General features: G+C 45.5%; 12 protein-coding genes. 5 read left to right on the top strand and 7 right to left on the bottom strand.

Annotated elements, in window-relative coordinates:
* Positions 1–52: 52 nt before the first annotated feature.
* Positions 53–787 (top strand): YqcI/YcgG family protein, encoded by a 735-nt coding sequence (locus tag Q9M42_RS14505; protein WP_322527176.1) that lies wholly within the window; start codon positions 53–55, stop codon positions 785–787.
* Between the two features lie 196 nt (positions 788–983).
* On the top strand, positions 984–2,459 hold the full coding sequence (locus tag Q9M42_RS14500; RefSeq protein WP_322527175.1) for a protein adenylyltransferase SelO: 1,476 nt from the start codon (positions 984–986) through the stop codon (positions 2,457–2,459).
* Positions 2,460–2,544: 85 nt separating this feature from the next.
* On the opposite strand, the gene Q9M42_RS14495 is transcribed toward Q9M42_RS14500, so the two are convergent.
* Positions 2,545–2,712: a hypothetical protein gene (locus Q9M42_RS14495; protein WP_322527174.1), complete on the bottom strand. Its 168-nt coding sequence runs from the start codon at positions 2,710–2,712 to the stop codon at positions 2,545–2,547.
* A gap of 41 nt (positions 2,713–2,753) precedes the next feature.
* Positions 2,754–3,161, bottom strand: a complete 408-nt coding sequence (locus Q9M42_RS14490) for a hypothetical protein (RefSeq protein WP_322527173.1) — start codon at positions 3,159–3,161, stop codon at positions 2,754–2,756.
* Positions 3,162–3,416: 255 nt separating this feature from the next.
* On the opposite strand from Q9M42_RS14490, the gene Q9M42_RS14485 reads away from it, so the two are divergent.
* Positions 3,417–5,003, top strand: a complete 1,587-nt coding sequence (locus Q9M42_RS14485; protein WP_322527172.1) for an L-lactate permease — start codon at positions 3,417–3,419, stop codon at positions 5,001–5,003.
* Positions 5,004–5,057: 54 nt separating this feature from the next.
* Here Q9M42_RS14485 and Q9M42_RS14480 read toward each other — a convergent pair whose 3' ends face one another.
* The 3 genes from Q9M42_RS14480 to Q9M42_RS14470 form a co-directional block, all read right to left on the bottom strand.
* Entirely contained in the window at positions 5,058–5,750 is a 693-nt protein-coding gene (locus Q9M42_RS14480) for a C40 family peptidase (protein WP_322527171.1), read from the bottom strand.
* A gap of 533 nt (positions 5,751–6,283) precedes the next feature.
* The gene (locus Q9M42_RS14475) at positions 6,284–7,471 is read right to left on the bottom strand and encodes an MFS transporter (RefSeq protein WP_322527170.1); all 1,188 of its coding nucleotides are present in this window, start codon (positions 7,469–7,471) and stop codon (positions 6,284–6,286) included.
* 119 nt (positions 7,472–7,590) lie between these two features.
* The gene (locus Q9M42_RS14470) at positions 7,591–8,229 is read right to left on the bottom strand and encodes an HD domain-containing protein (protein WP_022794018.1); all 639 of its coding nucleotides are present in this window, start codon (positions 8,227–8,229) and stop codon (positions 7,591–7,593) included.
* A 234-nt stretch (positions 8,230–8,463) separates the two neighbouring features.
* Here Q9M42_RS14470 and Q9M42_RS14465 point away from each other — a divergent pair, with 234 nt between their 5' ends.
* Positions 8,464–9,117 (top strand): TVP38/TMEM64 family protein, encoded by a 654-nt coding sequence (locus Q9M42_RS14465; protein WP_322527169.1) that lies wholly within the window; start codon positions 8,464–8,466, stop codon positions 9,115–9,117.
* Between the two features lie 52 nt (positions 9,118–9,169).
* Here Q9M42_RS14465 and Q9M42_RS14460 read toward each other — a convergent pair whose 3' ends face one another.
* Positions 9,170–10,777, bottom strand: coding sequence for a solute:sodium symporter family transporter (locus Q9M42_RS14460; protein ID WP_322527168.1), 1,608 nt, complete (start codon positions 10,775–10,777; stop codon positions 9,170–9,172).
* Between the two features lie 229 nt (positions 10,778–11,006).
* Entirely contained in the window at positions 11,007–12,596 is a 1,590-nt protein-coding gene (gene mbcS, locus Q9M42_RS14455; RefSeq protein ID WP_322527227.1) for an acyl-CoA synthetase MbcS, read from the bottom strand.
* A gap of 188 nt (positions 12,597–12,784) precedes the next feature.
* On the opposite strand from mbcS, the gene Q9M42_RS14450 reads away from it, so the two are divergent.
* Positions 12,785–13,147 (top strand): hypothetical protein, encoded by a 363-nt coding sequence (locus Q9M42_RS14450; protein ID WP_322527167.1) that lies wholly within the window; start codon positions 12,785–12,787, stop codon positions 13,145–13,147.
* The last annotated feature ends 120 nt before the right edge of the window (positions 13,148–13,267 follow it).

Below are 13,267 nucleotides of genomic sequence, written 5' to 3'. Positions count from 1 at the left end.
TTTTTTAAACTAGGCAGGCGCCCTTGACTTTTTGAATGAAAGGAGCAGCAGTATGTTAAAAACGAACAGCCCTTACCTGCTGACGAAAGAGGACATGGAAACGTCCAATGAGCTTCCCTCCTGGCTGCAGGAGGAATACCAGACCTTTAAGCGTGTTGTAACCAACCCGGAGTTCCCCTGTTTTTTTGGCATGAAAGCCCAGCGAAAAGGAGAGCTCCGCTACTCTTATATTACTCATGATCAGTGGGATCACCTTGGCGATGTGCTTGAAAGCTTTCTGCATTTAATGAATGAACCGCCCTTTACCCGGCACGGCCTTTTCCTTTTCGTCGAGCCGGAAACACACGAACAGTCCGTCGATTATTATCGTTCTTATTTCTGGGACGTTCTGCAGCATCTGCATGAACAGGACCGGTACAGCTGGCCGGGAGACAAGCCAAAGGATCCTGATCATTTTCTTTGGGATTACCATTTTGCCGGCGAGCCTGTTTTTGTTTTCGGTAACGCCCCGGCCTATAAACAGCGGAAAACGAGAGACCTGGGAAATAGTTTGATTCTCGGCTTTCAGCCCCGGGCTATTTTTGAAGGTCTCGAAGGCACAGAAAAAGGCGGCATTATGTCGAGAGAGAAGGTGCGGTCGCGCGTGGAAAAATGGGACAACCTCCCCACCCACCCGGACATCAGCCATTTCGGCGATCCGACGCACAATGAGTGGAAGCAGTTTTTCATTGGAGACGATATTAAGCCGATAGAAGGAAAATGTCCGTTCCATCATAAAGACGTATAACCATTTCTGATCAGGACAGTTAAATATTCGCGCTTTCTGCTGAACGCAGGAAGCGCTTTTTATATGTATATACTTCGCATCTTAAGATTTGAAGTACCAGGACGCAGCCCTGTATAATGAAAATGTACACTCAATAAATAATGATTTGTCCGATATAGCTTGCTGCGTTTTAAAAATATATTTTAAAGGAGTCTTTATGGCTGACAAAAATACTGTACAACAAGCGGGCTGGCAGCTTGAACACAGCTACGCCTCCCTTCCGCATACTTTTTTCTCCAAAATCATCCCCGCTCCGGCTCAGAAACCGGAGCTGATTGTACTGAACGAACAGCTTGCTGACTCTCTCGGTCTCGACAGTGAGGCATTAAAAGAGGAGAAAGGCGTACAGGTACTTGCAGGCAGCGAAACGCCGGAAAACGGCTTCCCGCTTGCCCAGGCTTACGCTGGTCATCAGTTTGGTCATTTTACGATGCTCGGGGATGGGCGCGCCCTGCTTCACGGGGAACAAATAACGCCGGATGGCCGCAGAGTCGACATCCAGCTGAAAGGATCCGGCCGTACGCCCTATTCACGCGGCGGGGACGGACGAGCCGCTCTCGGCCCAATGCTTCGCGAATATATTATCAGTGAAGCCATGCATGCTCTTGGCATACCGACCACCCGGAGTCTCGCCGTTGTTAAAACCGGTGAACCTGTTTTTCGAGAAAGTGTACTGACGGGAGCGGTATTAACACGCACGGCCTCCAGTCATCTGCGCGTTGGCACGTTTGAATATGCTTTAAACCGCGGATCGATGAATGATCTAAAGGCCCTGGCCAATTACACGATCAACCGGCACTATCCAGAAGTCAAAGAAACGGAAAAGCCGTACCTGATGCTGCTCCGGAAAGTTGTTACACGCCAGGCTTCCTTGATTGCCAAATGGCAGCTTGCCGGTTTCATTCACGGTGTAATGAACAGTGATAATATGGCACTCAGCGGCGAAACCATCGATTATGGTCCATGCGCGTTTATGAACAGCTATGACCCGAAGACCGTATTCAGTTCCATTGATGCGCGTGGCCGCTACGCTTACGGACGACAGCCGATTATGGCAGAGTGGAACCTTTCCCGGTTTGCCGAAGCCCTCGTGCCGCTCATTGACGAAAACCAGGAAAAAGCCGTCGAGCTCGCGCAGGCAGAAATCTCCCGTTTCCCGCAACAGTTTAATGAGTACTGGCTTCAGGGCATGCGTGCAAAACTCGGTCTTTTCGTGGAAGAAACGGAAGACGAAGCACTTATTACAGATCTGCTCAACCTTATGCAGGAACACGGAGCAGATTACACAAATACCTTCCGGGCCCTCACCTTTAACAAGCTGGACGAATCCGGGCTGTTTACAGACAGTAGATTTACCTCCTGGCAGGAACAATGGCTCGAGCGTCTCGGTAGACAAAACGAACCTGAAGAAGCTTCCCGCCAGCTGATGCGTGACCACAACCCGGCAGTAATTCCGCGGAATCATCATGTGGAAGAAGCACTTGAAGCTGCCGAAAAAAATGGAGATTACAGTCTCATGAATCAGCTTCTGGATGTACTTTCAGAGCCTTATGCCCACACCAGGGAGCAGGAAAAATATACGGCACCGCCCGCTCCCACACTTGTGCCGTACCGAACTTACTGCGGTACGTAGAGAGACGATGTGCAGTTAAAGGAATCCCCTGCTCAGCAGTGAGCGGAGGATTCCTATTTTTAGTGGTCATGACAGCTTTACCGTTTTACCCAAACCATACCTGTGATAAAAAGATGACAATGGAAACCGTCAGTCCTCCAAGTATTGTAGAAATAAGCACGCTTTGGGCGGCATATTCCGAATAATTATCGTATTCGAGCGCAAATAGGGCGCTGTTTCTGGACATGGTAAACGAGCTTACAATAAATAACACCTGGGCAAGCATTCCTTCAAGCTGCAGCAGCCAAATAATTCCTAAAGCGATAAGCGGAGCCCCACTAAACGAAGACCGATAGTAAAATAGAAAACCACGGATAAATGTTTCAGCTTCGGATATTCAATCTGTGCGCCCAGGACAAGAAGCGCGAGGGCCGTGAACCCTTCAGCAATCTGGTTTAACACCTGCTCTGCCGCTTTTGGCAGTGAAAGATTAAATATGTAAAACATAAGACCAAGCGCTAAGGCATAAATCGTGGGCATTTTAAATAACGGGGCCAGATTTTCCTTTATTCCTGTTTTCTGTGTGGTTGCAGAATTGAAAACTCCATATGTAAATGTTAAAAAGTTTTGAAACATAAGTACAATAATTTGGGTCGATGCCCCAAGCGGGTTGGAAGCAAATACCAGGTGGCTGATCGGTAGTCCAAAGTTTCCTGAATTCATAGGCGCTACACTGTTTTTAAATGAATATTATTCAGCATTTGGAACAGTCAGGCCTTATCAATTTTAACCGCCATTGTGACAGTATATTGTCTGATTTATGTCTGAAAAATGACAAAAAATTCTACACCTCTCTAAGTCAGGATCTACTATTGCATACATTGATGAAAGCGTTTAATATAAAATTAATACATCTGATGACCATATCTCCAAAGCAGAGAATTATTTTAACTTTTCCCACCTAAAGGAGACAAGTCTATGCTGATGCTCGTCGCCCTAAGCGCTGTTATTTTTCCATTTATTTTTCTCGTCCTGCTTCGCATGCCTGCCATTAAAGGAATGACTCTCAGTTCTGTTATTGTGCTCCTGCTTGCCGTTACCGTCTGGGGTATGGGGAGCCAGGTTATTCTTTCTTCTATTCTGCAGGGTGCTCATAAAACATTAACCATTCTGCTTATTTTATTTGGAGCGCTCGTACTGTTGAATACACTTCGGAGAAACGGAGCTGTAGACCGTATTAACCAGGGGTTTCAAAGTATTTCAAAGGATATGCGGGTGCAGCTGATTATTGTAGCTTTTTTGTTTGGCTCTCTACTCGAAGGGGCTGCTGGCTTCGGCACCCCAGCGATGATTACTGCTCCGCTGATGCTTGCTCTGGGCTTTAAGCCGCTTGCTGCAGTATCTACAGCGCTTATAGCAGACAGTTCAGCCGTTGCTTTTGGAGCCGTCGGTACGCCCGTCATTGTCGGCCTCAGCACGCTTGACACAGCGGGCCCTGCCTTTTTTCAGGAAGTTGGTATTACAGTTACATTAATTGATTTATTTGGCGGCACCTTTATACCATTTATTCTAATTGTGGTACTCACCCTGTTTTTTGGGAAGGGTAGAGGATTGAAAGATGCTTGGCCCATGCTTCCATGGACCTTGATGGTCGGAGCTGTGTACACGTCGTCAGCATTATTATACGCGTTTTTGTTCGGGCCGGAGTTTGTTGCTATTTTAGGAGCGCTCACCGGACTCGCTGCAGCAGCATTCACCGCTAAAAAAGGGATTCTGCTTCCAAAAGACACCTGGACGGATGCCCTGCAGGACGACTTCGAGATCGATACTAAAAAATCCGACATGAGTCTTCTTACCGCCTGGTCGCCTTACCTGATTGTCGTGGCCCTTCTGCTTTTAACAAGAATTGTTCCCTGGCTGCGGGAGTTTACGACTACGGTTCTTGACCTTTCCTGGACTAATATTTTAGGGGTTGAAGGTGTAACTTCCAATTGGGAGCTGCTGTATTCTCCCGGAACCATTCTTACTATTACTGCACTGCTTGCAGTACTGATTCAACGGCGTTCATTCAAAAATTTCACCGCTTCTTCAAAAGAAGCTCTTTCCACTATCAAAATTACCGGAATTACTTTATTTGCCACGCTTGTAATGGTGCATGTGTTCAGCAATTCCGGAATCAACACCAGCGATATTACCAGTATGCCGGAGTATATCGCAGCCGGTATGGCAGCCGCTTTCGGTCCGATGTGGATTCTTGTCGCCCCGTTTCTCGGGGAGCTTGGCTCATTTATTACTGGAAGCGCCACCGTTTCTACTCTTACATTCTCTCCTGTACAATACAGTATCGCCAATGCTACTGGAGTAGATGCCAGTGTCGTACTGGGTGCACAGCTCGTAGGCTCCGGTGCCGGAAACATGATTTGCATTCACAACGTTGTCGCCGCATGTGCAGTGGTCGGCATGGAGGGAAAAGAAGGCAGCGTCATCCGCAAAACGCTTGGCCCGGCCATTCTTTATGGGGTGCTAGCAGGAGTTGGAGGGTTTATTATAATGAATGTATTCTAATACAAAAAACAGGCATGACCCTTTAATAAGCGTCATGCCTGTTTTTTTCTTACTTTAAAGCTGGCCGGCGCCCATGTAACGAGGGCCCCAGTAAGAGCTGTCAAGACTCGAAGTAGTTACGCCTGTAGAAGAGCCGGAGTGAACAAATTCATTGTTACCTACGTAAATTCCCGCATGGGAAGCCCCACCACTCGTGTTAAAGAACACAACATCTCCTGGAGAAGGACTGGAAACTTTCGAGCTCGCACTATACATGCCTGACACAGTCCGCGGTGTGCTTTCGCCATTCTGCTCATAAACGTGTTGAATAAATCCACTGCAGTCAAAACCTCCTGGAGAGGTCCCCCCCCACACGTAAGGAGTGCCAATGTATTGCTTAGCCGTACTCGTAATACCAGAGTTGCTGCTTGTAGATACTCCCGCTACCTGTTCACCCGAAGAGCCTGATCCCATTAAAGAATCCTGCGTCGATGGACCGGCTACCCCGTAATAACTGCCAGCCGGGGATGAAAGGCCGTGATCGGATTGATATTCCTCTACCGCGCTCAACGTCTTCGGACCGAATCGCGAGCCGGTATATCCGTGGAAATACCCTTCATCCTTTAAGGTTTCCTGTAGGTCGTTTACAGAGGAATTAGTGTCTCCGTAGGATAAAGATCCGTGGTCATCAATAGCTGCATCTGCTGCCTGCGGAGCACCAAATAGAACTCCTGCTGTAACTGCTGTTCCAAAGAGATATTTTTTCATTATAATGTTCACTCGTCGCCACACCCATCACCGAAACTTGATTAAGTAGGTATTGTTTATTTTTCTTATATGTTTACTTGCCTTTTTGCCACAAGACTGGAGCAACAACGGCTGGTTACGACGGAGTGAAGCTGCACCTCCATTAAGTAATTTAAAGATTTTTTATGTGCGTTGAATCAGCGACTCAACATGACCGAGTATATCTGACCCGGCTTTGTTAAACAACGACATTAGGACATTTGTAATCTCATTTTAATAAAAGTAATATTTTATACATTAATTAGGTAAATAAAATTTAATATATTTTTAAATACATCATAAATGCTATCACCCTAAGAAAAAGAATGATATAACACTTCATCAAAAGGTTCTATTCTGAAAAAATCAAGGTTCTATTCTGAAAAAATCGGATATAAGTCAGCATATTCTTCTTTGTTAATCTCTATTTTTAAATAAATGGACTGGCCTGAATCAATACAAAAGAGCTGTTCCGGATTATCCCGAAGACAGCCCTGGCGCTTTAATTCAATTGTTTACGCTGCACTTGAAGACTCGGCGACCTCCTTCATTTCCATCCGATGAAGCAGTACTGTGAGCAGAATACCGATGACAGAAAGGGCCGCCCCGCAGAGGGTCAGTACAAAAAACGTCGCTCCCGTGTTCAATACAATTGTTCCCAGCGTAGCTCCGAGCGCATTTGCCAGGTTAAAGGCGGCCGCAGCTATTGTTCCGGCAAGAGAAGGGGCATGCTGCCCGGTAATCAGCAGTTTGGCATTTAACAGCGGCACCGTACCAAACGCAAACATTCCGAGTAAAAAGCTTGCGATAAATAACGTGCCGACAACACTGATCATTGGTATAAAGAAAACCAAAATGAGTGTCAAAAGCAGAAACGCAATACGCAGCCTGCTCGTTAAATGATTAAGCGGGATACGGCTCGAAAGAAAATTCCCGGCGACCGCTCCAGTGCCGAACGCAAATAACGCGAATGTCACCCCTAGGACGTTCACACCACCGATTTCACGCAGAATCGGTTCCTTGAACACATACGTAGTAAAAACACCGGAATAGCCGAGAATAACGATGGCAAGCGTCATAAGAAATTTCTTTTCTTTAAAGACACCCAGTTCATATTTCACTTTTGGTATCTCTGCCGGCTTTTCATTTGGCAGGGTCAGCACAAGCCCGAGTAGCGTAATCAATCCAAGAACAGCAATCATCCAAAATACAATTCTCCATTCCAGCACGCCGCCAAGATAAGACCCGAACGGCACCCCAAGCATAATCGAGATCGTTAAGCCGCCCTGCACAGCAGCAATGGCCTGCCCTCTTTTTGACGGGGCCACAATATGGTGGGCCATCGCAAGACTGAGACCGAAAAACGGAGCGTGAATCGCCGCTGAAATCAGGCGCGCTACCACAAGCACAGTAAAAGACGTTGCCACTGCTGCTAAAATATTGCTTAGCACAAAGACTGCCATACAGGAAATTAGGACTGGCTTGACCGGAAACTTCATTGTCGTAATACGAAAGATAGGTCCAAAAACTGCCACACTGATAGCATACACACTGAGCAGAAGACCAGTAAGAGAAACAGGTACGTTTAAATCGTTAGATAATTGAGTGACAAGACCAGTAATCACGTATTCAGTCATACCAATAGAAAAAGTCCCTATCATAAAAGCAATAATAATGGCCCGGTTCGTACGAAGAATACCCATCGTTGCCACCTCTCTTTTTTAACTATGAGAGACTATGGTAAAGCGTTTAACCTCAATTGTCCACCCCTATAAAAAAATGCTGCCGTCGAAACGGCAGCACCTGTTTGTTTACCCAGATTTTATTCTTTCCACGGCGAATGCAGAACACATTCGCAAAAGTCAGGACTCTTATAATCCGGCATAAACCGCTCACAAACGTCAGCTTTAATATTTCCAAATGTCGTCTCGGGCTTATGCTTGAACCCTTCATAAAAAGCAGGAAGAATTTTTTCTTTAAAATTATTCCGCGGGTATGCGCTCACGACCTCTTCCCGTAATTTTTCAGGAAACTGGTGGTATCCGTCTCCCATGACGTCAAGGCCCACTCCTGAATAAAGGAGGGAAACCTCGGACTCTTTATACTCTGCAACCCCAATTGTCGTATGCAGAGCAATAGCGTCCCACACAAGACGAATGGATTCATCCTCCATGTTATGCTGCTGCAGGAAGCTGCGAGCTGCATTGGCCCCGTCTACCTCAAACCGTTTATCAGGACTGCTGTACTGAGTCGTCAGCCCGAGATCATGGAACAATGCACTCACATATAACAGCTCCGAATCATACTTCAGTCCGGCTTCCCTTCCCTGAATTTCCCCGAAAAGATATGCGCGGTTCGAGTGATTCCAAAGCAGTTCGGACCCGTATTCCCTCAACAGATCAGCTGCTTCTTTTGCTATTTTACTGTCAGGAATTTTTACTCCTGCTACACTATTTGCCATGTTCGTTCATCCTCTCCTGTTTTATGTTTATATGGCCGTTCTACTGGATTTCCCTTCTGGGGCTTCATGTATGCGTTATTTTAACAATTCATATATTGCTGTTCATTAATTTTCGTTGGTATGTACCCCCGCATGTTAAGCTGAAATAGCCTAAATTCGCAAAAACATTTCCGCCTGTTTCACAAAAATTAATCTTTATAAACTACCCGCTTCTGCAGCCAAAGGAGGGAAAACGTGCGCTCAAGTATAAATGTTATCAAAGGCTTTTTATTTATTGCCTCTTTAATCGGGCTGTATTACCTTTTCAACGTCAGATTGAGCATTCGTCCAACAGAAATTCAGGACTTCATCACTTCGTTTGGATGGATTTCGCCTTTCGTTTTTCTGCTTGCCTACACGCTGGGCCCTTTTATTTATTTTCCTTCCTCCCTGCTATCCATTACTGCAAGTATCACCTACGGCATATGGCCCGGGGTACTGTTTATATGGACAGGCGCCCTCGGCGGAGCCACTAGCGGGTATTTTATCGGACGTTTCATGGGAAGAACCATATTCAGCAAACGTCAGATCCCCTGGAACCCCAGAATAAAATATTTGATGGAAAATCGTGGTTTTTTTGTAGTGCTTGTGCTTCGTTTCTTCCCGCTGATGGGATTCAGCATGCTAAGCTACTTGTCCGGTTTTTCGAAAATCAAGTATTCACACTTCATTTCTGCAACCATGATCGGTATCATCCCGGGGATGATGATATACGGCACGTTCGGCCAGAGTATTGTCTCCGGCAACCGTCTTCTGCTTTGGATTGTCCTCGCTCTTCTTCTCATTTTGAGTACTGCCGGCTTTTTTCTTCGAAAGAAAATTAAAAAATGGCTTGGCCTGCATCCATAGAAAAGCTGGAGCACCTCATCGGCACTCCAGCACTTTCAATATCTATTTCTTGTTACCCGGCAAGACCAATAGGAGAGAACAGCAGGTAGGTTGCTACCACAGTAATAATGATGACTGCACTCACCCACTTTCTGTGCTTCCACGGAGTCATATCAACCTTGTTGATATTTTCCTGGAACTCAAACGGCCTGTCGAGCGGCTTCCACCGGCTTACCAGCCATAGGACAAGAATATCAACAAAGAACAACACGCTAAAGGCGTACAGATAATGATAATCCATGAATATCCAGAAAATACCGTAAAGCACAACGTGAGTAATAAACGTTACTTTCGCGGCAAATGCAGTACCATACTTGAAATAGAATCCGAGTATGATAATGACAAGCAGCGGCATACTGTATAATCCGTTAAAAGACTGAACGACGTTGTAAAGCCCCGACGGCGCAAACGAAATGAGCGGAGCAATTAAAATAGCAATTAAAGCTACAATGACCGTAATTAATTTACCAGCCCGTGCTACCTGTCTGTCGCTTGCATCCTTTTTAATGAGCGGTTTATAAAAGTCCAGCGTAAACAGAGTAGCGGTTGCGTTCAACGCACCGACAAATGAACTTAAAATAGCACCGAAAATGACTGCTGCAAAAATCCCTTCCACCGACGGCGGCAGTACTTCAGTAACTAGACGTGGATACGCGTTATCTGCTGTTCTAAGTTCACCGCCAAACAAATTAAACGCAATAATTCCTGGAAACACGAGAAACAATGCACCAAATATTTTAAAGAATCCTACATATAAAGCACCCTTCTGGCTTTCCTTTAAGTTTCTTCCTGCCAGCGCTTTTTGTACAATCATCTGGTTTGTGCACCAGAAAAACAAGTTATTAAAAAACATTCCTAAAAAGAGCGTCGGCCACGGGACATAAGAAGAATCAATAGCGCCAATAGAGTTTAATTTTTCAGGTGTATTGGCCTGAATCGTTTCCATTCCACGGAAAAAGTTACCATCACCTAAGGCCATCAGACCAAGAACAGGAATAGTAAGTCCACCGAGCAAAAGAGCAATCCCATAGACGGTATCACTGAAAGCGCTTAACCTTAAACCACCCATTAAAAGGTAAAGAAGGCCAATCAGGCCTGTTAATCCAGCGATAAAAGCTACGGCTGTTAAGGGCTCTACACCAAGCAGCTGATCAACTGCAAAAATCTGGTTAAACACGAGTGAACCAGAGTACAATACCACAGGTAAAAAAGAAGTCATATAAGTGAAAATAAACAGAAAAGAAGCGATTCGTTTCGTCGTTTTATCGTACCTGGTTTCGATAAAATCTGTAACAGTATCCACACCGTATTTTAAGTATTTAGGGAGAAACACAAGTGCCAGTAATACAATCGCTATAGCTGAGGTTACTTCCCAGGCCATTACTTCCATCCCGGAAGCATAGCTTTGGCCGTTTTGCCCGACAATCTGCTCTGTGGACAAATTCGTCATAATAATTGTTCCGGCAATCGTAATACCCGTTAAACTTCTGCCGGCAAGAAAGTACCCTTCAGCGCTGTCCGTTTTAACTGAGCGGCTTCGGGTAAAAGCAAAAAGCCAAATTGCCCCGACGATAATAATAAATGTAATAAGAGATAAAATAATAAGCCCCCCTTTAATCATATGCTTACACCGTATTTCTAAAATTGAAACAATTGTTACTATTTTTGTTTCAATTCGTTCCCCTCAGCGGGGTTGTTTTTATTCTAACCGAAAACATCAGTAAGGTAAACGCTTTCCTAAAAATATTTTTAATTCCCCCTTATCTTATATATTTGCGAAACAGGTTTCGTAAATATATAAAACTGCCCTGCAGCATATGCTGCAGGGCAGTCAATTCAGGCTGTTTCAGCTATTGTTCTTTGTTCGCCTTCGCGCGCTCCTGTTCGCGGAGTTCTACGCGGCGGATTTTTGCAGAGCTTGTCTTTGGCAGTGATTCAACAAACTCAATGCGACGCGGATATTTATACGGAGCAGTCATTTCCTTTACGTGATTCTGCAGTTCTTTCGTTAAATCTTCTTCATTTTCCACCTGGCCGTTAGGCACGATAAACGCCTTCACGACGTTACCTCGGATATCATCCGGGCTTGCCACAGCGGCACATTCTTTGACAGATGGGTGTTTTGTAAGTGCATCCTCTACTTCGAACGGTCCGATCGTATACCCTGAACTGATAATAATGTCATCACTGCGTCCCTGGAACCAGTAGTAATTATCTTCATCCTTCATTGCCCTGTCACCGGTTAAAAAGTAATCACCCTGGTAGGATTCACTCGTACGTTCCGGCTCTCTGTAATAGCCCTGAAACAGCGATGGAAGATCACGGTGCACAGCGATATTGCCAATTTCATTAGTCTTCGCAGGATTTCCGTTTTCATCCACTATTTCAATAAACTGTTCGATCATTGGTTTGCCCATGGAGCCTATTTTTTCAGGAACGCCCTTTAACGTTCCGATAAGCAGAGTGCTTTCTGTCTGCCCGTAACCGTCACGAACCGGCAAATTAAACTTGTCACGGAACACTTGAATGACTTCTTCATTCAAAGGCTCTCCTGCAGATACTGCGCTGTGCATCGCTGAAAGATCATACTTTTCGAGCCCTTCAATTTTAGCCATCAGCCGGTACTCTGTCGGCGTGCAGCAAAGCACATTTACTTTTTCATCCTGAAGCAGCTGCAGGTACGTTTCCGGATCAAAACGTCCGTTGTAGGCAAATCCGGTGGCACCCTGGCCGAGTACAGATAAAAACGGGCTCCAGACCCATTTCTGCCAGCCTGGTCCGGCGGTAGCCCAGACAACATCGTTTTCGTGAATGTCGAGCCATTCGTCTGCGGCTACCCGGAGGTGGGCGTAGGCCCACCCGTGGCTGTGCACAACAGCTTTCGGCTTACCTGTGGTGCCCGACGTGTACGGAAGAAAGGCAGTGTCATCACGATGAGTCTGTACCATGTTAAAGCTTTGGGACTCTTCCTCTGCCATTGTTTCAAGCTCTCTCCAGCCCTCTTTACTGCCCCCGATCATCAGCTTATGCTCGAGTGTCTCCGGCATAGGATTCATCCGGTCAATTTCATCTGCGTACGGAGCGTATGAAATAATCGCGCGGGAACCGGAATGGACGGCCCGGTACTTAATATCGTCCGCCCGGAGCATCTCTGACGAAGGAATAATCACAAGGCCTGCTTTCAGGCACGCGTAATAAGTAACATAGGCTTCCACGAGACGCGGCACCATAACGAGCACCTTGTCACCTTTGGAAAGTCCAAGGCCAGTAAGTACGTTAGCATACTGATTGGCCTGCTGGATCAGTTCGTGATATGTAACCTCGCGGCGGCTGCCTTTATCATCCTGCCATTTCAATGCCAGACGATCTGAATCATAGCGTTCCATTTCTTCGATTAAGTTATAGGTTTCATTTGGTGTCAGCTGATTTGCATCAATCATCATCATACATCTCCCTTACCACTATTTTATCTTTTTCCATCATATGTGCCACAATAGCGTCTGTCTACTTATACGCCTGCAAAAATCTGATTATTTCAATTATGATTTTATCTTTTTTTCATGTTTGTGGGAAGAAGGAAACGGTTATAGCAGGAGAGGAACATCTTTGTACGGTAACTATCATTGATTTGGAAGCAGAAAGGATGAATGTCACGATGCATATTATTATCAGTAAACCTAACGAGGAAATTGAAGTCCGCGAAGTAGAAGGACAAAATGATATCTACAGTATCATGGGCAACGACGCCATCATGCTCGAAATGATCCCGGAGCTTGATATTTACGCACTTGCGAACGAAAACCAGTATGAAGAAGCAGATTATAAAGTGGAATCCAAGCAGTTCGGAGATCTTACGAATAAATACTCCCTAAATGGAACGTCCGTTATATTAACGTTAGACGCTGCCGGCAACTACGCGGAGTTGAACGATGAGCAAATTGAAGCTGTCCGCCAGCTGCAGGAAGTCCGCGGAGGCAATTTAAACAGCTAATCATTTTTCAATAAAATATTAATAAAAAAAGAGAGGCTTACGAGCCTCTCTCAGACTGTCGACAATGACTCTCATTTTAGAGCTTGTCGGCAGTTTTTTTCGTGCTATGATAAAAAGAAA

Origin of the sequence: Marinococcus luteus (assembly GCF_034497705.1) — a bacterium.
Lineage (GTDB): Bacteria > Bacillota > Bacilli > Bacillales > Marinococcaceae > Marinococcus > Marinococcus luteus_A.
This window is presented reverse-complemented; position numbering and strand designations above follow the sequence as displayed.